We start from the raw sequence: 22,055 nt of genomic DNA, 5'->3' as shown, positions 1-22,055 counted from the left end.
GAACGAGCAGTCCAGCGCCGGGCTCTTCCGGCTGTGGCGATGCCGGCGCTTATGGATTGACAACGGCGCGCAGGACGATCTGTGTTTCGTCGCGGCGGACGCGGTTGCTGAACCACCAGATGCCAGCGCGCTTGATCGTCCAGTCCGCTTCCTGTCCGGACAGAAGGAGTGCGGCGAGACGCCCAAGGGCGGGTTGATGGCTGACCAGAATCACCGCACCGTGGTAATCCGGCCATTCGGCGACAGCGAGCAGGTCGGCGGTATCGGCGTCGACGGCCAGTTGAGCCCTTACCTTGTAGGGCCAGTCGAGCGCGTGTGCGGTCTGCTTCGCGCGCTCGGCGGGGCTTGAGAGCACTCTCACCTTGCTCAGCCGCTGCGCCTTCAGCCACTCGGCCATCTGCTGCGCCTGCTTCTTGCCGCGCGCAGTGAGTTTGCACTTGCTGTCAGCGATTCCGTTCGTCCCCTCTGCAGCTTCCGCGTGCCGCCACAAGATCAGGTCCATTCCCGTTGAGTCCTTTGCCATAAAGGGTCGAGCATAGCCGGCGCTTGTGACATGACGATGAAGGCCTCAGGCCAGGCCCGAGCTCTGCGTAGCCGAAACCTTGCTCGACATCTCCAGGATCCTTGCCGATGCTGCGCTGGGGACCGGCTGCACAGGTGGTCGCCTCGCGGCGGCTTCGAGAGGGCCCGTCAAAGGCGCTGCCGGCCAGGCGTGGATGAGTTCCAGGTGTCCGTCGAGGTGTTCGACGATGGCGGTGCAGCTATCGACCCAGTCGCCGCAGTTGGCGTAGGTCAGTCCGTCCGTGACCTTGATCGTCGCGCAGTGAATATGACCGCAGATCACGCCGTCGAGACCGCGCGCCTTGACGGCGTGAATCACCGAGTCCTCGAAGTCGAAGATGAACGAGACGGCACGCTTGACCCGATTCTTGGCGTAGCCGGCCAGCGACCAGTAGCCCGGGCGCCGCAGGAACCGGCGCAGGCGCGCGAGCAGCGCATTGGCGCGCACCAGAACGTTGTAGCCGATGTCGCCGAGAATCGCCAGCCAGCGGTGATGGCGTGTCACCTGATCGAACTCGTCGCCATGCAGAAGCAGGAAGCGACGGCCGTCGGCGGTGGCGTGGACATGCTCCCGACGCACGAGGATCTCGCCGAAGGAGACGCCGTCGTACTCGCGCAGCGCTTCGTCGTGGTTGCCCGGAATCCCCATGACGTGCTCGCCATGTCGCGCGCGACGCAGAATCTTCTGCACCACGGTGTTTTGCGCCGGGGTCCAGTGGATGCTCCGGTTCATCGCCCAGAAGTCGATGATGTCGCCGACGAGGTAGAGAAATTGCGCGTCGTGCCCGCGGAGAAACTCCAGTAGACGCTCGGCCTGACAGCCGCGGGTGCCGAGATGAACGTCGGAAACGAAGATGGAGCGGACTCTCATCGACGCAGGCCTCGCAGGTCGGCGACGGTGGCTCGCACCATGCGCCCTCGCAGCTTGCCGCTCGGCATCCCGACGCTGTTGTCGGCTGCGCCGCTGGCGCGTTTTCCACTTTGCCATGGTGCCCAGGTGACGAGGAAGGGCGGCTGTCGAGGGAGCAGGTAACAATCCGGGCATTGCATCACGGTGTGCTTTCCGCGTTGGGTGCCCGCGTTTCGCCAGGCGGCGCGGTCGATCTGCACTGTGGGCCAAGCAAGGCCCGGCGAGCGACCAGCGTCCGATACAGGCCAGCCAACTCTTGCGCCGGCCGATCGGCACCCCATTCGTGGGCAAAACGCACGCCCTCGGCAGCAAGTTCAGCGAGCCGCTGCGGGTTGGCGAGCAGATCGACCAATTGCCGCGCGAAGCCATCGGGCGTTGTCGCTGCGGCCACGGCGGCGCGTCCCGGTTCGACGATCGAGCGCGTGCCAAGGGCCGCGATGGCGAGTATCGGCAGGCTGCTGGCCAGCGCTTCGAGCAGCACGAGACCCTGGGTCTCGGTTTGCGAAGCGAAGACGAAGACCTCGGCCGCGGCGTAGCAGTCGCGCAACTCGGTGTTTCGATCAAGGTAGCCGACGAACAGCACGTGTCCCTCCAGGCCAAGTGCTGTCGCGCGCGACCGCAGATCGGGAAGGGCCGGCCCGTCGGCAGCGATGACCAGGAGCAACTCGGCGTTGGTGGCCCGCGCACGGGCAACGACGGTCAGCAGGAATTCGATGTTCTTCTCATGGGCGGCGCGACCGACGAACAGGACGACGCGGCGCCGCGGGGCAATGCCATGCCGAACACAGAAACGCATGCCATCGCCGCGCGCAAATTGCGAGTCGGGCAGCCCGGTGGGAATGACCTGTAGCGGTACGCTGACGCCATAGTCGCGAAGCATGTCGACCATCGGCGCCGAGGGCACGACCACGGCATCGAGCGAGTTACATTGCCGGCGCGCCAGGGTGCGCGCAGCGGTTTTTAGCCAGGCGCGTGGCAAGAGAGGGATGTAATGAAAAAAATATTCCTCGAAGTGTGTGTGGTAGGTGGCCAGGCACGGCAACCCGCGCTGTCGCGCGAAACGGAGCGACGCGTAGTGAGCGGCAAACGGCGTCTGGACATGCACTAGGTCGAAGGCGGCGCCGGAGAGGAGGCGATCGAGGTGATAGAGCATTCCCGGTGACATCAGGCGATCTTCCGGATCACGCGGCACCGCTCGCGATGGCACCCGGACGACCCGCCACTCGTCGCCGCCGATCTCCCGGCCGGGGTAGTCCGGGACGACCAGCGTGACCTCGATGTCGAGTTTGGCCAAGGCGCCGCGAAACGTCTGGATCGACGTCGAGACGCCGTTGACGCGCGGGAAATAGACATCACTGAGCATCAGCACGCGCAGGCCAGACGTGGTCGGCGAACATGTTGCCGGCGGAGCGGATCCGATTTTCGTCATGACTGGTCCTCCACGGAGTGGCGCATGTAGCCTGCTTCGGCAGACACCTGATAGCGCAAGCGCCCTGTTTCGCGGATTTCCTCCTCCCTGCGAGCAGAGACCAGGCGACAGCCCGCCTTGTCGCTCTTCCGGCCGCTGCGCGGGAGGATCTGTTGTTCCATGACTGTCTCCAATCGTGCCCTGGGGAGACCTCATTCTCGCCACCCTGTGTGACGAATCAATGACCCCGCGGTAACGGAACGATGGCGGTCACGCGGGAATCAGCGACTGGCGCTGGTTGTGCCTACCGGGAATAGTCTCCCGAGACTTGGCTCGCAACCTGCCGTAGGGCAGCGGAAAGAACGGTGCCGGCCTGGCAACTCGAGCCGCCTGGTCTCGGCGGAGGAATCCGACATGAATCTGCAATGATGCGGCACTAAGCTGATGGCTTCGTCACCACCACCGGAGTCTGATCGATGAAGCGGTTCATGTTCGCTCTGACCTTCACTGCAGCACTCGCCCTTGGTTCCTCTGCTTCTGTCGTTGCGCAGGAAAGGTTTCATCTGACGGGCTCCTGCGCCATTTTTCCGGCACCGACCCATATCTCATGAACAAGCCCTGTGCCGTTCTGCCGCAGGACGATTCCGTTTACCCACCGCCGAGTTCTACCCAGTTGATGGTTGACCGCGGCTTTCACGGACTTTTTCACTTTGGCTTTTCCTGATGCTCCTGCTGGTTGTCGCCCTGACCATGCAGGTCGGAGGCGAGGCTGTGCCTGGCATCCACAAGCATGGTGCGAGCTTCATCATCGGCACGGTATGGGACCCCAACCAGCTGCAATACGGCATCCTGCCAGCGATCTGGGGTACGCTGTACAGTTCGCTGCTCGCTTTGCTGATCGGCGGCTTTTTCGCTGTCATGATGGCCATCTTCCTCACCCAGGACTTTCTGCCGCCGCGCCTGGCCGCGGTGTTCCGCACCATCAGCGAACTGCTGGCCGCCATTCCCAGCGTCGTGTACGGGCTCTGGGGAATCATCCTTGTCATTCCGGCGATCCGCCCGGTGGCCGACTGCGTGCATCAGGCGCTGGCCTGGCTGCCTCTTTTCAACTCGACTCTGAGTGGCCCGGGTCTTCTGCCTGCGGTAATCGTCCTGGCCATCATGGTCTTGCCGACAACTGCGGCGCTATCGCAGGACGCGCTACGCGCGGTGCCGCTGCAGACCAGGCAGGCCGCCCACGGCATGGGGGCCACACATTGGGAGGCCATTCTCAGGGTCACGCTGCCAACTGCAGCTAACGGCCTCTTCGGCGCGTTGGCCCTCGGCGTTGGTCGCGCTCTCGGCGAGACGATGGCGCTTGCCATGCTGGTCGGCAACTCCAACCAGATCAGCCTGTCGATGTTCTCGCCAGCCAACACGCTGGCTGCGCTGCTGGCACTGCATTTTCCCGAAGTCCGTCCGGCCGAGGTCGAAGTGCTGATGTACGTTTCCCTGGTACCGATGGTGATCACACTGGTGGTCAGCCACTTGGGCTCGTCGATCATGAATCGTTCGTCTGTCGCTTGCCAAAGAAAGGCAGTCGCGCCCTTTGCCAACTGCCGAAAACCAGGAGGTGATATGCTTGAAGCATGATCACGGAGTGGTAACCCGGGTTCCTGCTACTCAGCGAACGCAGTCCACCGAATAGACCGGCTTGCCGTCGACGATCGCCTTGACCAGGCCATGGACGTCGGTTTCGAAGCCCGGGAAGCGTTCATTGAAATCACGCGCGAACTGGAGGTAACGAACGATCGTCGCATTGAAGCGCTCGCCGGGGATCAGGAGCGGGATTCCCGGCGGGTAGGGCGTCAGCAGCGTACTCGTGATCCGTCCTTCAAGCGCATTGATCGGCACGCGGTCAATCTCGCGGTGCGCCATCTGGGCAAAAGCGTCGGTAGGCTTCATGGCCGGTTCCATGTCGGAGAGGTACATCTGGGTGGTCAAATGCGCCACATCGTTGGCCGCATAGATGCCGTGAATCTGCTTGCACAGGTCTTTCAGCCCGAGGCGCTCGTAGCGGGGGTTCTTGGCCAGGAACTCCGGCATCACCTTCCACAGCGGCAGATTCTGGTCGTAACCATCCTTGAACTGCTGCAACTCGGTGACCATCGTGTTCCAGCGACCCTTGGTGATACCGATGGTGAACATGATGAAAAACGAATAGAGGCCGCATTTTTCGACGATGATGCCATGCTCGGCGAGATACTTGGTGACGATCGCCGCCGGAATTCCCCAGTCGGCGAACTCTCCGTCCACATTGAGCCCCGGCGTGATGATCGTCGCCTTGATCGGGTCGAGCATGTTGAAGCCTTCCGCCAGCATGCCGAAGCCATGCCAGCGCTCGCCGGGTTTGAGGATCCACGCGGCACGATCGTCAATCGACTCTCCGGACAGATCGTCCGGGCCCCAGACCTTGAACCACCAGTCGGTCCCCCACTCCTGATCGACCTTGCGCATGGTGCTGCGGAAATTGAGCGCTTCGGCAATCGATTCCTCGACCAGCGCCGTGCCGCCCGGCGCTTCCATCATCGCCGCTGCGACGTCGCAGGAAGCGATGATCGCGTATTGCGGTGAAGTGGAGGTATGCATCAGATAGGCCTCGTTGAAGACGTCGCGGTCGAGTTTTCGCCCTTCTGAATCCTGGACCAGGATCTGTGACGCCTGCGAGAGGCCGGCGAGCAGTTTGTGCGTCGATTGCGTCGAAAAGATCATCGCATCCTTGCAGCGCGGCCGATCAGCGCCGATGGCATGGTAATCGCCGTAGAAGTCATGGAAGGCGGCATGCGGCAACCAGGCCTCGTCGAAGTGCAGCGTGTCGATCGCGCCATCGAGCATTTCCTTGATCTCTTCGACGTTGTAGAGGATCCCGTCATACGTGCTCTGGGTAATCGTCAGAACGCGTGGCTTGGCTTTGACCGCGCGGGCAAACGGATGCGCTTCGATCTTCTTGCGGATACTCTCCCAGCGAAACTCTTCTTTCGGAATCGGCCCGATGATCCCGTAGTGGTTCCTGGTCGGCATCAGGAACACCGGTATGGCGCCGGTCATGATGATCGAGTGAAGCACCGACTTGTGGCAGTTGCGGTCGACGATCACCACGTCACCGGGTGCGACGGTCGAATGCCAAACAATCTTGTTCGAGGTCGACGTGCCGTTGGTGACGAAAAAGAGATGGTCGGCGTTGAAGATGCGCGCCGCGTTGCGCTCGGAGGCCGCCACCGGGCCGGTGTGGTCGAGCAACTGGCCGAGTTCCTCGACCGCATTGCAGACGTCCGCGCGCAGCATGTTCTCGCCAAAGAACTGGTGGAACATCCGCCCGACCGGACTCTTCAGGAAAGCGACCCCACCCGAGTGCCCTGGACAGTGCCAGGAATACGAGCCATCCTCGGCGTAGTGCGTCAGGGCGCGAAAGAACGGCGGCGCCAGACTTTCCAGGTAGGCCTTGGCCTCGCGTACCACATGGCGGCCGATGAATTCGGCGGTGTCCTCGAACATGTGGATGAAGCCGTGCAACTCGCGCAGCACGTCGTTCGGGATATGGCGCGAGGTGCGCGTCTCGCCGTACAGGAAGATCGGGATATCCTCGTTGCGGCGGCGAATCTCGTTGACGAAGGCGCGCAGTCCGGCGATGGTTTCCTCGGCTCGGCCGTGCCTGAAGTCTTCGTCGTCGATCGACAGGATGAAGGCCGAGGCGCGGCTCTGCTGCTGCGCAAACGAAGTCATGTCGCCGTAGCTGGTCACGCCGAAGACGTCAAAGCCCTTTTTTTCGATCGCTTTGGCCAGCGCCCGAACACCCAGCCCGCCGCTGTTTTCCGAACGATAGTCCTTGTCGATGATGATTATCGGGAAATCGAAATGCATGGGGAATCCAGTACCAGATCAAGAGTGAGAGGACAGAAGCAAGCGCCGCGCCATGAAGTGACCGTCGGTGGCGATGGGCCAGTCGGCATCCGCGCGCTGCGGTTGCGCATGGGTCACATCTTCGGCAGCGTGACGCCCTGCTGACCCTGGTACTTGCCGCCACGATCCTTGTACGAGGTTTCGCATTCCTCATCGGATTCGAAGAACAGCACCTGCGCGATGCCCTCGTTGGCGTAGATCTTTGCCGGCAGCGGCGTCGTGTTCGAAAACTCCAGAGTCACGTGCCCTTCCCACTCTGGTTCGAACGGCGTCACGTTGACGATGATGCCGCAACGCGCATAGGTGCTCTTGCCGAGACAGACGGTCAGCACGCTGCGCGGAATACGGAAATACTCGACGGTGCGCGCCAGGGCAAAGGAGTTCGGTGGAATGATGCAGAAGTCGTTGGTGACCTCGACGAATGAGTTCGGATCGAAGTTCTTCGGGTCGACGATCGTCGAGTTGAGATTGGTGAACAACTTGAATTCGTTCGAACAGCGGATGTCGTAGCCATAGCTCGACGTGCCGTAGGAGACGATTCGCCGACCATCGACCTCGCGCACCTGATGCGGCTCGAAGGGGTCGATCATGCCGTGCTGTTCCGCCATGCGGCGGATCCATTTATCCGATTTGATCGACATCGCTGGTCACCCGAATTCCGCTGAGGGAGGAAAGGTCCCCATTCTACGGTGTCCGGGCAACGGAAGGAACTGCTGTGAGAGCGGGTTTCCGGCTGCCCTCTCAGGTATTCTGCACGACAATGTTGGGAAACTTGGCGCTCATGTCTCTGGCGCGCTCGGCCACCTTGACGGCAATACGGCGGGCGATGGTCCGGTAAATATCGGCGGCGCGCGAGTCCGGCGCGCCGACTACCGTCGGTTTGCCCGAGTCGGTCAGTTCGCGAATCGACAGTTCCAGAGGCAGCGCGCCGAGGAACTCGGTGTCGTAATCCTGGCACATCTCCTTGCCGCCGCCCTCGCCGAAGATGTGTTCTTCATGACCACAGTTCGAGCAGACGTGGATACTCATGTTTTCGACGACCCCGATGATCGGGATGCCGACCTTCTCGAACATCTTGAGGCCCTTGCGCGCGTCGATCAGTGCGATGTCCTGCGGCGTGGTGACGATGATCGCGCCGGTAACCGGTACTTTCTGCGCCAGCGTCAGTTGCGTGTCGCCGGTTCCCGGTGGCATGTCAACTACCAGGTAGTCGACATCCTGCCAGTTGGTCTGCTTGAGCAGCTGCTCGAGCGCCTGGGTGACCATCGGTCCGCGCCAGACCATCGGTGAATCGATGTCGATCATGAAGCCGATCGACATCGCCTGCAGGCCGTGGGCCATCAGGGGATCCATCGACACGCCGTCCTGTGAGTCAGGCCTCTGGCCGACCAGGCCTAGCATCTGCGGCTGCGAAGGGCCGTAGATGTCGGCATCCAGCAGACCCACCGTAGCGCCTTCCTGGGCCAGCGCCAGCGCCAGATTCACCGCAGTCGTGCTCTTTCCCACACCGCCCTTGCCTGAGGCGACGGCGATGATGTTCTTGACCCCCGGCAGCGGCTTCAGACCACGCTGCACGGTGTGCGCCAGGATCTTGACCGTAACATTGGCGCTGACGTTGCCGATGCCCGGGATCGTACGGAGTTTCGCGATCACCGCGCGCCGGATTTCGTCGATCTGGCTTTTCGCCGGATAACCCAGCTCGATATCGAGCGCGACATCGGCGCCCTCGACCCTGATGTTTCTTGCCGAGCGGGTCGACAGGTAATCCTTGCGGGTGTTGGGATCGATCAACTCCTTGAGTGCCGCCTGCACGGCTTCAATCGTTACGGCCATCTGTCACAGCTCCTATGGTAAATACCTGACGCGGAATCCGCTGGCGATGGTCAGATGCTGGCGGGCGGAGTGTTGTTCTGACGCACCCAGTTTCGCCATGCTGCGAAAACTGCCGGGTGCAGTGCGGCGATGACCGGGCGGCGCCACACATCGTCTGCTTCATAATCGTCGTTCTCCAGCGTGCACATATGGCCGCCGGCCTCGCGCAGGATCAGGCTGCCGGCGGCGTAATCCCAGAGCATCTGGCCGCCGTGCAGGTAGAGGTCCAGTCGGCCGGCGGCGAGGTTGCACCAGTCGAGAGTCGAGCTGCCGAAATTGCGCTGCGAGTAGAAAGGCGGGTTGACGGCGATCTGGTCAGCCAGGTGCTTGGGAATTCGTTTGAAGTCGACGCCACCCACGGCGCGCTGGATGTCTGCGTTAACCTGTCGCAGCGGCAGGCGGCGGCCATTGAGGTAGGCGCCGTGGTCTTCGCGGGCATAGAACATTTCGTCGGTGATCGGGTTATAGGTGACCGCCAGTCGCGCTCGTCGTGCCTGCATCCAGGCGATGGAGACGGCAAAGAAGGGAAGTCCGTTGATGAAATTGGTCGTTCCGTCAATCGGATCGATGCACCACAGCCCCAGGTCGTCGCTCCGGCCCTCCTGCCAACTGGCCTCCTGTACCGCTTGAGTCATTTCTTCCCCGATCAGCGGGCAGGGGCGAATCCTCTTCAGTCGATCAACCAGGAAATGCTGCGCCGCCACGTCGGCCTCCGAACAGACGGAGCCGTCGTCCTTGCGCTGACTGTGACTGACGCGCAGGAAGCGCGGCATGATCTCGCGCTGCGCGACCTCGCGGACCAGCGCGACGGTGGCGTCGAGCATGCGTTTAAGTTCGCTGTCGGCAATCGCCGGTTGGGTCGTGCGCTGGGGATCGCTCATCGCCAATCAGACGCGCCACTTGATCGAGCAGCCCATGCTGGCCACCTGCTCGTCCGGCCCGCGATCGGTTTCGGCAACCAGTTGCATCGCGGCGACCAGTTCGCGTCGCGCATCAGGTGCTGCCGGCATGCGCCCACTGGCATCGAGACGGCCGCGGTATTGCAGTTCCAGCTTGCCGTTGAAACCGAAGAAATCGGGCGTGCAAACGGCCCCGTAGCGGCGTGCGACGTCCTGCGTGGAGTCGTACAGGTAGGGGAAGGAGAAGTCCAGTTGTCTTGCCAGGCGCTGCATGTTGGCCAAGGAATCCTCGGGGTAGTCGGCCGGATCGTTGCTCATGATGGCCGCGACGCCGATACCCATCGCTTGCACGTCGCGCGCGTCGCGACAGATGCGGTCGATGATCGCCTTCACGTAGGGGCAGTGGTTACAGATGAACATCAGCAGCAGCCCGTTCGGACCGCACAGCGAGGAGAGCGAATGCCGCGCGCCCTGGGTATCTTCGAGTTCGAAGTCGACGGCCCGCCAGCCAAAGTCACAAACGGGGGGGGTCAGTGCCATGCCAAGCCTTGTCTCCAAACACATCAATCGGGTAAGCTCCTATAATACCACGGTGAATGGTCCCCGCTTCCATTGCCCGATGCCGCTGGCGGTCGGTGCACGTGTCGATTTGCCGCAACGGGTCGCGCACCATGCGGTCAAGGTTCTGCGCCTGCGTCACGGCGACGGGCTGACACTGTTCACTGGCGCCGGTGGAGAATACTCGGCCCGGATAGCCGGCATCGAGCCTGCGCGGGTCAGCGTGGAGGTTCTGGCCTGGCTGGCCACGGAGCGGGAATCGGCGCTTTCGATCACCCTGGTGCAGGCGCTGCAGGCCGGCGATAGAATGGATCTGACGGTGCAGAAGGCCGTCGAGCTCGGCGTCGATCGCATCGTTCCCGTGATCTCGCGGCGCGGTGTGGTGCGTCTTGAAGATCAGCGCGCCTTGCGCCGGGTCGAGCACTGGCGCGGTGTTGTCGCTGCTTCCTGCGAACAGTGTGGGCGCAACCGACTGCCGGAAGTGGCCATTCCGGAGAGCCTTGAACACTGGCTGGCGCGGGCGGCGGAGCGGGGTGCGCTGCGCCTGATGCTGGTGCCGGCAGCAGGGCACTCTTTGTCGATGCTGCCTGGACCCATTGCGGACGGGCGCGTCGAACTCTTGATCGGCGCCGAGGGTGGGCTGGCGCCTGAGGAAATGCAGATGGCGGCGTTGGCCGGTTTTCTGTCCGTGCGTCTCGGGCCACGTGTTCTGCGTACCGAGACGGCTGGCCTGGCTGCCCTGGCAGCTATCCAGTTTTTGTGGGGTGACTTGAAGGAGGGAACTACTGATGTTTGAATCAGCAGAGCTGGGACACAAGATCGACAAGGAAACGTTCCGTGCGGAGGAGCCCAAGTTGCGCGCCGCACTGCTCGAAGCGCAGGACCAGTTGCGCGAGAATGGCAGCTTTCCGGTGGTCATTCTGATCAGCGGTGTCGACGGGTCGGGAAAGGGCGAAACCATCAACACTCTCTACGAGTGGATGGATCCGCGCTACATGTCCACACACGCTTTTTATACGCCGACCGCCGAAGAGCGCGCGCGTCCCTCGATGTGGCGCTACTGGCGAGCGCTGCCGCCGAAAGGACGAACCGGGATTTTTTCCGGTTCCTGGTATTCGCAGCCGATCGCCGAACGGATCAGCAACGACCTTTCGCGATCCGATTTCGACCAGCGCATGGGCGAGCTCAATCGCTTCGAGGCGATGCTGGTGAACGAAGGCGCGCTGGTGCTCAAGTTCTGGATCCACCTTTCCAAGGATGCGCAGCGCGAGCGGCTAAAGGGAATCGAAGCGAACCCGCTGACCAGGTGGCGGGTCACCAAGGCGAGTTGGGATCGCCTGAAGACCTACGACAAGTTACAGGAAGTTGCCGGTCACCTGCTGCGCACGTCGAATACGCCCTGGGCACCGTGGATCATCGTCGAAGGGACCGATGACCGCTACCGGTCGCTGACCATCGGCAAGACCATCCTCGATTCTCTACAGAAGCGCTTGGCCGACACGCGCGACCAGAATTCGCCGGTGGCCCCCCCCTTGTCACCCCGAATCGACCGTCTCGACGTGCTGAGTTCTCTGGACATGGCGCAAAGTCTGGCCAAAAAGGTCTACGAGACGGAGCTTGCCACCTGGCAGGGACGCCTGTCGGAGCTGATGCGTCATCCGGATTTCCGCAAGCGGGCCTTGATTCTCGCATTTGAAGGTTCGGATGCGGCTGGCAAGGGCGGTGCCATTCGGCGGATCACTTCGGCGATGGACGCCCGGCAGTACCAGATCGTGCCGATCGCCGCGCCGACCGAAGAGGAGCGCGCGCAACCCTATCTGTGGCGTTTCTGGCGGCACATGCCGCGCCTTGGCCGAGCGGTCATTTTCGACCGCACGTGGTACGGCCGCGTGCTGGTCGAGCGGGTCGAGGGATTCTGCAGCGATGCCGACTGGTTGCGCGCCTACGCCGAGCTCAACGATTTCGAGCATGACCTTTGGCGGGCAGGCGGCATTGTCATCAAGTTCTGGCTGCAGATCAGCGATGAGGAGCAACTCAAGCGTTTCGACGAGCGCGGCCAGATCGAGCACAAGCGCTACAAGATTACCGAGGAAGACTGGCGCAACCGCGAGAAGGCTGGTGCCTATCATAATGCCGTCTGCGACATGGTTGACCGGACCAGTTCCGGAACCGCGCCATGGACGCTCGTCGAGGCCAACGACAAGTACTTTGCGCGCATCAAGGTCTTGCGGACGATCTGCGAACGCATCGAAAAGGAACTCAAGCTCAGTCCAATGAAAGACGTGAAAGCCATCCCGGTACGCGGCGTGAAGGCAGAGGCAGCGAACGAGTCGAAGGACGGTGATCTCAAGGACGCGAAGTCTGGTGGGGCCCCCACCGAGGCCACGGCCGACCAGGCGAAAGAAGCGAAGGAGGCAAGAGCCGAGACCGCTAAGGAAGCGAAGGAAGCAAAAGCCGCGGCAGCTAAAGAAACCAAGGTAGCGAAAGCCGGCAAGACCAGAGAGAAGGCCAGACCCGCCGCGTAACATGTCCGACGACTTTCGTTCTGCCCACTTCGTTGCCTGGTTCCGATCGGTTGCACCGTACGTCAATCTGTTTCGTGGCAAGACCTTTCTCATCGCCTTTGGTGGCAAGGCGATCGCCGGGCAGTTGGCGCGTACGCTGGCGTACGACGTCAACCTGCTCGCCGCGCTCGGTGTGCGCCTGGTGCTGGTACACGGAGCGAGACCGCAGATCGATGAGTTGCAACGCGCCAGGGGAGTTCCGTCGGTCTATCACGGCAACTATCGGGTGACCGATGCGCCGGCACTCGACTGCGTGATCGATGCGGTGGGCCGCATCTACGTTGAAATCGAGGCCCTGCTTTCGCAGGGGCTCGCCGATACGCCCATGGCCAACAGCACGATTCGTGTCGTCGGCGGCAACTTCATTACCGCCAAGCCGGTCGGTGTGGTCGATGGGGTTGATCTGCAGTACTCCGGTCAGGTGCGCAAGATCGACGGCGAAGGCATCCGCGCGCAGCTCGGCCTCGGCAACATCGTTCTGCTGTCGTGTATCGGATCGAGCCCGACCGGCGAGATCTTCAATCTGGCCATGGAGGAGGTCGCCGAAGCGGTGTCTACCTCGCTACTGGCCGACAAGCTCATTTTCCTGACTGACAGCCAAGGGGCTACCGATATCGACGGCGCACTGCTGGACGAGTTGACGGTGGAGGCTGCCGAGCGGTTGATCAGTCTGGGCGACTGGCTATCGACCGACCTCAGGCGCTATCTTCCGTGTGCTGCGCGCGCCAGCCGCGCCGGTGTCGGCCGCGTGCACCTGATCGGCTACGATGAGGACGGCACACTGCTGCGCGAACTCTTTACGCGTGACGGAGTCGGCACGGTGATCACCCGCGAGTCGCTTGAGCAGTTGCGCGATGCGCGACCCGACGACATCGGTGGCCTGGTGGCGCTGATCGAGCCTCTCGAGGAAGACGGCACCCTGGTCCGACGATCGCGCGAATTGCTCGAGCGTGAGATCACACGCTTCTCGGTGGTTGAGCACGACGGCGTCATTGTCGGCTGTGCCGCCCTCTACCCTTACGGTGAGGAGCAGGCCGAACTGGCGTGTTTGGCCGTACATCCGCACTATCGCCGCTGGGGATACGGCGCGCTGTTGATGAAACGTGTCGAGGCCAACGCCCGTGCATCGGGCGTCAAGCGCCTGTTCGTACTCACGACGGCCACTTCGCAGTGGTTCAGGGAGCGTGGTTTCGCCGTGCGTCAGGTCGATGAGCTACCGACCGAGAAGCGACTGGTGTACAACCTGCAACGTCGTTCAAGCGTGTTGATGAAAGAGATGTAGTTTTCTGGCGGTACGGCTGCAGATCATGGTCGATCGCGGGAAGCGAACGGCAATCGCTGATCGACCGTCGCAAGAAATCCAGATTGGTCAAGAAGTCATTAAGGAGTGGATTGCATGGCAAGAATGGTGAATTGTGTAAAGCTGGGTCGCGAGGCTGAAGGGCTGGACTTCCCGCCCTATCCGGGCGACTTGGGCAAGCGGATTTACGAATCGGTCTCCAAGGAAGCCTGGCAGCAATGGGTGCGCATGCAGACCATGATCATCAACGAGAATCGCCTCAACCTGGCCGATGCCGCGCACCGCAAGTATCTGGCCGAGCAGTTGGAAAGACACTTCTTCGGTAGTGGCGCCGACAAGGTGCAGGGCTACGTGCCGCCCGGCGCCTGACTGGCTGGCGGCTGCTCAGCGGCGGTCAGCGTGCGTACGCCACTGGCCGTCCCAAGCAGGCAGACATCCGCCGGACGGCAGGCGAACAGGCCGTTGCTTACCACTCCGACGATCTGGTTCAACGCTGTTTCCAGTTGGACCGGATCGGCGATCATCAGTCCGCCGAGGTCAACGATCAGGTTGCCGTTGTCGGTCACGAACCCCGGACGAACGACCGGAGTGCCGCCGAACCTTGCCAGTTCGCGTTTGACGTGGCCAAGGGCCATCGGAATGACCTCGATGGGCAGCGGGAAATGGCCGAGGACGGGCACCAGTTTGGCCGCATCGGCAATGCAGACGAATTTCCGGGCGACGGCCGAAACGATCTTCTCGCGCGTCAGTGCGCCACCCCCCCCTTTGATCATCTGCATGGCTGCGTTGATCTCGTCGGCGCCGTCCACATACACCCGCAGTTCATCCACCGCGTTGAGATCGAAAACCGTGATGCCATGGGCTTCAAGCCGCTTTCGGGTGGCCTCTGAGCTGGCTACCGCGCCGCGAATGCGATGTTTGATTTCGGCCAGGCAGGTGATGAAATGGTTGGCCGTCGAGCCGGTTCCGACACCGACGATTTCTCCTTCAACCACGTGGGCGAGCGCCGCGCGCGCCACCTCCTGCTTCTGTTCGTCCTGAGTCATCGGTAGTCTCTGCTGGGGATGGATAGCTGCCATTGTAGCGAACAGCGAGCTGCGATCACAGTCGAGACTCGCCAAGCGGACTTGATGCGCAACCCCGTCAGGCGAAGCGGCGCAGATGAATGAGCACGGATATTTTGGCCCCTAGCCAGCCCAGGGAGCCACCGATCGCTGCCAGCACGACGATGTCGTTGACTGACAGGCTGTGCAGCACGAAGTGACCGCCATAGAGCCTCGCCAGTTCGCCTACCAACGGTGTCAGCAGGTGCAAACCGGCGCTGACCAGCGCGGCGGCACATAGCCCGCCGAGAGCGCCTTGCAGCATGCCGAAGTAGTGCAGTGGTCGCTGGATGTAGGCATCGGTGGCGCCGATCAGTTTGGTGACCTCGATTTCGGCCGCCTGGGCGAGGATCTGCAGGCGGATGGTGTTGAAAGTGATGGTCACCAGCGCGCCGGCAAAGAGCGCGGCGAGCAGCATGACGACCAGTCTGCCGAGGCGGAGAAGGGCGTCGAAACGCTTGACCCACGCCGAGTCGAGCTGTACGTGCGCCACTTTTGGCCAGGCGGCGAATGTCGTCGCCAGGCGCTCGAGCGACTCCGGTTGCGTATCGGCCGGGGTGACCACGAAGGCGTCGGGCAGCGGGTTTTTCGGCAGGCTGGCAACGATCTCGGCCATCCCCTCAGAGGCCTGCAGGCGCTTGAGCGCCTCTTCGCGTGGGACAAAGTGCCAGTTTCCTGCCCGAGCTTCCTCGAGCCGTGACTCGATGTCGCCCACTTCACGCTTGCCGGCCTCGATGGCCAGGAAGACGCTGATCTGCTGCACCCCGGGGGTATCGCCGGCCAGTTCGCGAAGGTTGTCGACCGCCAGCCAGCCTGCTGTCGGCAGCGTCAGCGCGACACCAATAACCAGCAGCGACAGGAGTGTGTTGAGTGGTGCCACGGCCAGGCGACGGCACGCGTCGCGCAGGGCGGCCAGGTGCTGGGCGAGCCTAGCCCTCACTGCGCGGCACCCTGTGGGGACTGATTCTCGTTCTGCTCGGTCATTTCGCCCTGGTCAAGGCGCAGAATCCTTGGCCTCAGATCGTGCACGCGGAACGCGTCGTGGGTGACGATCAGCACGGTCACCCCGACCCGCTGAAAGGAGTGAAAGATGTCGAATATATCGTTTGCCGACGCCGTATCGAGGTTGGCGGTGGGTTCGTCGGCGAGAATGATGGCCGGGCGATTGACCACCGCACGCGCAATCGCCAGCCGCTGCTGCTCGCCGCCCGAGAGGGTAATCGGGAAGGCCTGTTGGCGATCGGGCAGGCCTACCTTGGCGAGCGCTGCCTGCGCCCGGCGCAGAGCGTCCTTGGCTGGGTGGCCGACGATGGCCAGCGGCAAGAGCACGTTATCGAGCACGTTGCGATCGAACAACAGCTTGCGATCCTGAAAAATCAGTCCGAGCTTGCGGCGCAGGTAGGGAAGGGCATTCCTGCGTAGCGCAGCGAGGTTCTGGCCATTGATCACGATGCTGCCCGAGGTCGGCCGTTCGATGGCCGCCAGCAATTTGAACAAGGTCGATTTTCCGGCGCCGGAGTGGCCGGTGAGAAAAACCAGTTCGCCGGCAGTGATTTCGAAGCTCACATTCCTGAGCGCTTCGCGTCCTTCCGGGTAACGCTTGGTGACGGCGTTGGCGGAAATCACTCGAACAGCGCGTCTACGAAATCGCGGGCCTTGAAAGGCCGCAAGTCGTCAATGCCTTCTCCGACGCCGATGAAGCGAACCGGCTTCGGGCACTGGCGAGCGATCGCGGCGACCATGCCGCCCTTGGCCGTGCCGTCGAGCTTGGTGAGTACCAGCCCGGTGACCTGGATCGCCTTGTCGAAGGCCATCACCTGTTGCAGCGTGTTCTGGCCGAGCGTCGCGTCGAGTACCAGCAGCGTTTCATGCGGGCCGGTCGGATCGGCTTTCTGGATGACCCGCCGCACCTTGGCGATTTCGTCCATCAGGTGCAACTGGGTCGGCAGGCGGCCGGCAGTATCGGCGAGCACGATGTCGATGCCTCGTGCTCTGGCGGCGGCGATGGCGTCGAAAATGACCGCCGCCGGGTCGCCGGATTGCTGGGCAATGACGCTCACATTGTTGCGTTCGCCCCAGGTCTGCAGTTGCTCGCGCGCCGCGGCCCGGAAGGTGTCACCGGCCGCCAGCAGAACCGATCGTCCCTGCGCCTGAAAATGCTTTGCCAGCTTGCCGATCGAGGTGGTTTTGCCGGCGCCGTTGACGCCGGCGATCATGATGATGAACGGGCGGTGCGAGGAAAGGTCGAGCGCTTCCTCCAGCGGCAGCAGGAGGTCGTACATTGTTTCCGACAGCGCTCTCTGTATCGCTTCCGGGGTGTCGATCTTGTCGCGTTTGGCGCGCATCTTGAGTTGATAGAGCAGGTGCTCGGTCGCATCGAGGCCGACGTCGCTGGTCAGCAGCAGGGCCTCCAACTCTTCGAGCAGTTCGTCGTCGACCTTGCCGCGCGAGAACAGAGTTTTCAGTTTGCCGCCGAACTGGGCGCGCGTGCGGGCCAGACCGGACTTGAGCCGCTGCCGCCATGAAGCGGCAGCCGAGGTCGCCACGGTTTCGGCAACGGCCGGGTCGGTGGCCGTGGGGTTTGGGGCAGGGGATTTCTTCAGGAAACCAAACATGGTGCTTCCGTGTCTGAAAGGCGCTCAGGTGGGCTGGCAGTGGTAAGATGCCGGCACATTTGCCCGACAACCTCAAATTCTATCAGAAGCTTTGCCAGAAGCTATTCATGCCCATGCGTCACGCGAGACTGATTCCTCTTTTGCTGGCGCTGCTAGCGCCGGTGGCGCTGCCCGCCGAGACCTACGAACGCCAACTGACGAACGGTTTGCGGATCATCGTCAAGGAGGATCGGCGCGCGCCGACGGCAGCGCACATGGTCTGGTACCGGGCGGGCAGCATGGATGAGAAAAACGGCACCACAGGCGTGGCGCATGTCCTCGAACACATGATGTTCAAGGGCACGCCCGCCGCCGGTGCCGGCGAGTTCAGCCGCCGCGTGGCCGCCGCCGGTGGGCGGGACAACGCATTCACCGGCCGCGATTACACCGCTTACTTCCAGCAGGTGCCGAAGGAGAAGCTGCCCGAGATGATGCAGCTCGAAGCGGATCGCATGCGCCATTTGACCCTTGATGCCCAGGAGTTCGCGCAGGAGATCAGGGTGGTCATGGAAGAGCGCCGGTTGCGCACCGAAGATCAACCGCAAGGCTTGCTTTTCGAGCAACTCACCGCCGTTGCCTTTCAGGCGCATCCGTATCGCGTACCGGTCATTGGCTGGATGAACGACCTCGAGAACATGACCGCCGAGGACGCACGCGCCTGGTACGACCAATGGTACGCGCCAAACAATGCGTATGTCGTTGTGGTCGGTGACGTCGAGCACGAGTCAGTTTTTCAGCTTGCCGAGCAGCATTACGGTTCTCTGGCGGCGCGCCCCTTGCCGGTCAGGAAACCACAGGACGAGCCCGCGCAGGTCGGCATTCGCCGGTTGACCGTCAAGGCGCCGGCAGACCTGCCGGTGGTGACGATGGCTTACAAGGTGCCGGTGATCCGCGATGTCGACCGGGACGTCGATCCCTATGCGCTTGAAATGCTGTCGGCGGTTCTCTCCGGTCACGAAGCGGCGCGTTTTTCGAAAAATCTGGTTCGCCAGCAGCGTCTGGCGGTCGAGGCGACGGCCAGCTACCGTTCCACTGCGCGTGGTCCGGGCGTGTTCTACTTGCACGGCTCGCCCAGTGAGGGGAGAACGCGCGCCGAACTCGAGGCAGGTTTGCGTGCCGAAGTGGCCGACGTACAGCAAAACGGGGTGGCTGCTGATGAACTCGCGCGCGCCAAGGCGCAACTGATTGCCGGGCAGATCTACAAGCTTGATTCGATGTTCGCCCAGGCCATGGAGATTGGGCAACTGGAGTCGGTCGGGATTCCCTACACGCAGCACCCGCGCATCATCGAGAAGCTTCAGGCGGTGACTGCCGAGCAGATCCAGGCAGTGGCCAGGAAGTACTTTCGCGATGAGCAGTTGACGGTCGCCGAACTCGACCCGCAGCCCTTGCCTGCCGCGCCACGCGCTCGCTCGCCTTTCGCCCCCCGCCATTGAGATCCGGTTGATGAATCCTTGCCAGCTGCTCACCCTCTTGTGCCTCGCCCTGGTCGCGCAACTGGCCCAGGCGGGCCCGAAAATCGATCTCTGGCAAACATCCTCGGGGGCGCGCGTCCTTTTTGTCGAGAACCATACGCTGCCGATTGTCGACGTTCAGGTCGATTTTGCTGCCGGTGCGTCGCATGAAGCCGAGGGGAAAGAGGGGGTTGCTCAGTTGACCCGAGCGCTCCTCGACCTTGGTGTCGCGGGAATGGACGAGACGCAGATTGCCAGCCGGATGGCGGATCTCGGCGCCCAACTGTCAGGTGGCGTCGATCTCGATCGGGCCTCGGTCTCGCTGCGTACGCTGTCGATGGCTGACAAGCGTGTCCCGGCGCTCGACCTGCTGCGCGCCATACTGGCCAGTCCTCAGTTCCCGTCCGAGGTTTTCGACCGCGAGCAGGCGCGCTCGCTGGCTGCTCTCAAAGAGTCGCTGACGCGTCCCGATGCGATTGCCAGCCGGGCCTTCTGGTCGGCGATGTACCCGTCGCATCCCTACGGCAGGCAGGCGACCCCAGAGTCGGTGAGCGCGCTGGGGCGAGCGGATGTGCTCGTTTTTCATGGCGCGAATTACACGGCGCAGAGAGCTACCGTGACGATTGTCGGCGATCTGTCGCGTCTTCAGGCCGAACGGGCGGCCGAATACCTGACTACCGGTCTGCCGTCCGGTCCGCTAATGACCGGCATCGGTGTGCCGGAATTGCCGCCTGCCGGCGAGCAGCGGATTGCCCATCCGGCGGTGCAGGCGCACCTCCTGCTGGGTCTGCCGGCGCTCAAACGTGGCGATCCTGATTTCTTTCCCCTGGTCGTCGGCAACTATTCGCTGGGCGGTGGCGGCTTTGTCTCTCGCCTGATGAAAGAGGTGCGTGACAAGCGTGGCCTGGCGTACAGCGTGCACAGCTACTTCCAGCCGCTGGCCCAGTTGGGGCCCTTCCAGATCGGCATGCAAACCAAGAAGGCGCAGGCCAACGATGCCCTGAAGGTGGCCCGCGAAGTGCTCGCCACCTTCCTGGCGCAGGGGCCGAGCGAGGCCGAGTTGCAGGCGGCGAAGCAAAATCTGATCGGCAGCTTTCCCTTGCGCCTCGACAGCAATCGCAAGCTGCTGGAGAATGTCGCGATGATCGGCTTCTATGGGCTGCCGCTCGATTATCTCGACCACTACCCGAACAACATCGACAAGGTGACGGTGGCCGACATCAAGGCGGCGTTTGCGCGCCATGTTCAGGCCGAGCATCTGGTGACCGTCGTAGTCGCCGGGGAATAAGATCCTGCACGACACCTTGAACGCGGTTCGGATCATCGGCGGCGACTGGCGGCGACGCGTCCTGCGTTTTCCCGCGGTGCCGGGATTGCGGCCGACGCCGGACCGTGTACGCGAGACCCTGTTCAACTGGCTCGGCCAGGACTTGAGCGGTCTGTCGTGTCTGGATCTGTTTGCCGGCAGTGGTGCTCTGGGTTTCGAGGCCGCTTCGCGCGGCGCGGCGAGGGTCGTGATGGTGGACAATTCGCCGCCGGTGCTGGCAGCGCTCGAGCATAACGCCAGCGTTCTCGGCGCGGAGAAGCGCCTGGAGATTGTGCGCGCCGATGCGGTAAGATTCGCCAGTTCCATCGGCTTGCGTTTCGATGTCCTGTTTCTCGATCCGCCGTTTCACCACGGCTGGATCGACCGGCTGGCGCCATTGGTGCCAAACGTTCTGGCTGCGGATGGCGTCGTCTATGCCGAGGCCGAACATGCGCTGGAGCACTGCGGGAGCTGGCGAACGGTGCGCCATGGCCGGGCTGGGCAGGTTTTCTATCACTTGATGCGGCGAGGCGAGGCGGATGGCGCTGAATAAGCGGGTAGCAATCTATGCAGGGACCTTCGACCCGATGACCAAGGGTCATGAGGATCTCGTTCGGCGCGCGGCCTGTCTCTTCGACCGGCTAATCGTGGCCATCGCCGAGAGTCAGCCGAAGAGACCGTTCTTCTCGCTCGCTGAGCGAGTTGAAATGGCGCAGGAGATTCTGGCTCCCTACCCGAATGCTGAAATCTGCGGTTTCAACGGCTTGCTGATGGATTTCCTGCATGCCAAAGGAGCCAAGGTGATCATTCGGGGCCTGCGCGCGCTGTCTGATTTCGACTATGAATTCCAGATGGCGGGGATGAACAGGAACCTCTACCCTGAAGTGGAAACGCTCTTCCTGACTCCGGCTGAGCAGTATCTCTTTATCTCGTCGACAATGGTTCGCGAAATCGCTCTTCTTGGCGGCGATGTCAGCAAGTTCGTCCAGCCGGCGATCGGTGAGCGGCTGGCCAAACGTGTACGAGAAATTTCAACGAATTGAACCAACAGAACCAACAGAAGGAACAGCAAGCATGTCTCTGATTATTACCGACGAGTGCATCAACTGCGACGTGTGCGAGCCAGAATGCCCGAACGAAGCCATTTCGCAGGGCACCGAGATCTACGAGATTGACCCGAAGAAGTGCACCGAATGCGTCGGGCATTACGATACCCCACAGTGTGTCGAGGTGTGTCCGGTCGACTGCATTCCCAAGGACCCCGCACATCAGGAGAGCGAAGAGCTGCTGTGGGTCAAGTACGAGAAGCTGACCGGCAACAAGGGGCGCGGCTGAGCCGCAATTGCCGCCTGTGGCGGGTCTTCCGGCGCTGTCGATGCCGCCGTTGATGGCCGAAAACCGCTATCAGGTATCGGGATTTTTTACACTTGGCTTGCTGTGTCGATGAGCATTGGCCCCCGAAAAGTAACTTCTCAAAAAGTGCGGGCGTGTATGCGGAGGGACGGGTGTTGGAGCGACGTGGTCACG

General features: G+C 62.4%; 22 protein-coding genes and 1 pseudogene. 10 read left to right on the top strand and 13 right to left on the bottom strand.

Annotation, left to right across the window (positions count from 1 at the left end):
* Positions 1–49: 49 nt before the first annotated feature.
* The 4 genes from ACCAA_RS19285 to ACCAA_RS19270 all read right to left on the bottom strand — a co-directional run bounded on the left by ACCAA_RS19285 (position 50) and on the right by ACCAA_RS19270 (position 3,061).
* Positions 50–502 carry a SixA phosphatase family protein gene (locus tag ACCAA_RS19285; protein WP_186408874.1) on the bottom strand — a complete coding sequence of 151 codons (453 nt, stop codon included), beginning with the start codon at positions 500–502 and terminating at the stop codon, positions 50–52.
* Between the two features lie 66 nt (positions 503–568).
* On the bottom strand, positions 569–1,432 hold the full coding sequence (locus ACCAA_RS19280) for a UDP-2,3-diacylglucosamine diphosphatase (protein WP_186408873.1): 864 nt from the start codon (positions 1,430–1,432) through the stop codon (positions 569–571).
* Positions 1,433–1,610: 178 nt separating this feature from the next.
* Entirely contained in the window at positions 1,611–2,900 is a 1,290-nt protein-coding gene (locus ACCAA_RS19275; RefSeq protein ID WP_245754689.1) for a glycosyltransferase, read from the bottom strand.
* Positions 2,897–3,061 carry a hypothetical protein gene (locus tag ACCAA_RS19270; protein ID WP_186408872.1) on the bottom strand — a complete coding sequence of 55 codons (165 nt, stop codon included), beginning with the start codon at positions 3,059–3,061 and terminating at the stop codon, positions 2,897–2,899. The genes ACCAA_RS19275 and ACCAA_RS19270 overlap by 4 nt, the downstream gene beginning before the upstream one ends.
* A 425-nt stretch (positions 3,062–3,486) precedes the next feature.
* On the opposite strand from ACCAA_RS19270, the pseudogene pstC reads away from it, so the two are divergent.
* Positions 3,487–4,424 (top strand): annotated as a pseudogene (pstC, locus tag ACCAA_RS19265) (phosphate ABC transporter permease subunit PstC); the annotation flags it as partial.
* A 117-nt stretch (positions 4,425–4,541) separates the two neighbouring features.
* Here the strand turns inward: pstC and ACCAA_RS19260 are convergent.
* The 5 genes from ACCAA_RS19260 to ACCAA_RS19240 all read right to left on the bottom strand — a co-directional run bounded on the left by ACCAA_RS19260 (position 4,542) and on the right by ACCAA_RS19240 (position 10,129).
* Entirely contained in the window at positions 4,542–6,779 is a 2,238-nt protein-coding gene (locus ACCAA_RS19260; RefSeq protein WP_186408871.1) for an arginine/lysine/ornithine decarboxylase, read from the bottom strand.
* A 113-nt stretch (positions 6,780–6,892) separates the two neighbouring features.
* Positions 6,893–7,459 (bottom strand): dCTP deaminase, encoded by a 567-nt coding sequence (gene dcd / locus ACCAA_RS19255; protein ID WP_186408870.1) that lies wholly within the window; start codon positions 7,457–7,459, stop codon positions 6,893–6,895.
* A 100-nt stretch (positions 7,460–7,559) separates the two neighbouring features.
* Positions 7,560–8,651 carry an iron-sulfur cluster carrier protein ApbC gene (gene apbC, locus ACCAA_RS19250; RefSeq protein WP_186408869.1) on the bottom strand — a complete coding sequence of 364 codons (1,092 nt, stop codon included), beginning with the start codon at positions 8,649–8,651 and terminating at the stop codon, positions 7,560–7,562.
* A gap of 50 nt (positions 8,652–8,701) precedes the next feature.
* Entirely contained in the window at positions 8,702–9,514 is an 813-nt protein-coding gene (locus tag ACCAA_RS19245; protein WP_186408906.1) for an inositol monophosphatase family protein, read from the bottom strand.
* Positions 9,515–9,577: 63 nt separating this feature from the next.
* A complete protein-coding gene (locus ACCAA_RS19240) occupies positions 9,578–10,129 on the bottom strand; it encodes a thioredoxin family protein (RefSeq protein ID WP_186408868.1) in 552 nt (183 codons plus the stop codon).
* Between ACCAA_RS19240 and ACCAA_RS19235 the strand changes: the two genes are divergently transcribed.
* The 4 genes from ACCAA_RS19235 (at position 10,128) to ACCAA_RS19220 (ending at position 14,380) form a co-directional block, all read left to right on the top strand.
* Positions 10,128–10,943, top strand: a complete 816-nt coding sequence (locus tag ACCAA_RS19235) for a 16S rRNA (uracil(1498)-N(3))-methyltransferase (RefSeq protein WP_186408867.1) — start codon at positions 10,128–10,130, stop codon at positions 10,941–10,943. The two genes, ACCAA_RS19240 and ACCAA_RS19235, sit on opposite strands and share 2 nt — an antisense overlap.
* Positions 10,936–12,672: a polyphosphate:AMP phosphotransferase gene (pap, locus tag ACCAA_RS19230; protein ID WP_186408866.1), complete on the top strand. Its 1,737-nt coding sequence runs from the start codon at positions 10,936–10,938 to the stop codon at positions 12,670–12,672. Before ACCAA_RS19235 ends, pap begins: the two co-directional genes overlap by 8 nt.
* A gap of 1 nt (position 12,673) precedes the next feature.
* A complete protein-coding gene (gene argA / locus ACCAA_RS19225) occupies positions 12,674–13,993 on the top strand; it encodes an amino-acid N-acetyltransferase (RefSeq protein ID WP_186408865.1) in 1,320 nt (439 codons plus the stop codon).
* 114 nt (positions 13,994–14,107) lie between these two features.
* Positions 14,108–14,380 carry an oxidative damage protection protein gene (locus tag ACCAA_RS19220; RefSeq protein WP_186408864.1) on the top strand — a complete coding sequence of 91 codons (273 nt, stop codon included), beginning with the start codon at positions 14,108–14,110 and terminating at the stop codon, positions 14,378–14,380.
* On the opposite strand, the gene rpiA is transcribed toward ACCAA_RS19220, so the two are convergent.
* The 4 genes from rpiA to ftsY form a co-directional block, all read right to left on the bottom strand.
* Complete coding sequence (gene rpiA, locus ACCAA_RS19215) at positions 14,359–15,057, bottom strand: ribose-5-phosphate isomerase RpiA (RefSeq protein WP_186408863.1); 699 nt, start codon at positions 15,055–15,057, stop codon at positions 14,359–14,361. The genes ACCAA_RS19220 and rpiA overlap by 22 nt on opposite strands.
* A gap of 97 nt (positions 15,058–15,154) precedes the next feature.
* A complete protein-coding gene (gene ftsX, locus ACCAA_RS19210) occupies positions 15,155–16,054 on the bottom strand; it encodes a permease-like cell division protein FtsX (protein WP_186408862.1) in 900 nt (299 codons plus the stop codon).
* On the bottom strand, positions 16,051–16,740 hold the full coding sequence (locus ACCAA_RS19205; protein ID WP_186408861.1) for a cell division ATP-binding protein FtsE: 690 nt from the start codon (positions 16,738–16,740) through the stop codon (positions 16,051–16,053). Before ACCAA_RS19205 ends, ftsX begins: the two co-directional genes overlap by 4 nt.
* The gene (ftsY, locus tag ACCAA_RS19200; protein WP_186408860.1) at positions 16,737–17,729 is read right to left on the bottom strand and encodes a signal recognition particle-docking protein FtsY; all 993 of its coding nucleotides are present in this window, start codon (positions 17,727–17,729) and stop codon (positions 16,737–16,739) included. The genes ACCAA_RS19205 and ftsY overlap by 4 nt, the downstream gene beginning before the upstream one ends.
* Positions 17,730–17,836: 107 nt before the next feature.
* Between ftsY and ACCAA_RS19195 the strand changes: the two genes are divergently transcribed.
* Genes ACCAA_RS19195 through ACCAA_RS19175 form a run of 5 tightly spaced genes read left to right on the top strand, consistent with a single transcriptional unit; the run spans position 17,837 to position 21,863 of the window.
* On the top strand, positions 17,837–19,204 hold the full coding sequence (locus tag ACCAA_RS19195; RefSeq protein ID WP_245754688.1) for a M16 family metallopeptidase: 1,368 nt from the start codon (positions 17,837–17,839) through the stop codon (positions 19,202–19,204).
* 10 nt (positions 19,205–19,214) lie between these two features.
* Positions 19,215–20,510: a M16 family metallopeptidase gene (locus ACCAA_RS19190; RefSeq protein ID WP_186408858.1), complete on the top strand. Its 1,296-nt coding sequence runs from the start codon at positions 19,215–19,217 to the stop codon at positions 20,508–20,510.
* A 4-nt stretch (positions 20,511–20,514) separates the two neighbouring features.
* Positions 20,515–21,081, top strand: coding sequence for a 16S rRNA (guanine(966)-N(2))-methyltransferase RsmD (gene rsmD, locus ACCAA_RS19185; RefSeq protein ID WP_186408904.1), 567 nt, complete (start codon positions 20,515–20,517; stop codon positions 21,079–21,081).
* Complete coding sequence (gene coaD / locus ACCAA_RS19180; RefSeq protein WP_425394504.1) at positions 21,068–21,571, top strand: pantetheine-phosphate adenylyltransferase; 504 nt, start codon at positions 21,068–21,070, stop codon at positions 21,569–21,571. The genes rsmD and coaD overlap by 14 nt, the downstream gene beginning before the upstream one ends.
* 31 nt (positions 21,572–21,602) lie before the next feature.
* Positions 21,603–21,863, top strand: coding sequence for a YfhL family 4Fe-4S dicluster ferredoxin (locus ACCAA_RS19175; protein WP_186408857.1), 261 nt, complete (start codon positions 21,603–21,605; stop codon positions 21,861–21,863).
* Positions 21,864–22,055: the final 192 nt, after the last annotated feature.

It is taken from the genome of Candidatus Accumulibacter aalborgensis (assembly GCF_900089955.1).
In the GTDB taxonomy this organism is placed as follows: domain Bacteria; phylum Pseudomonadota; class Gammaproteobacteria; order Burkholderiales; family Rhodocyclaceae; genus Accumulibacter; species Accumulibacter aalborgensis.
This window is presented reverse-complemented; position numbering and strand designations above follow the sequence as displayed.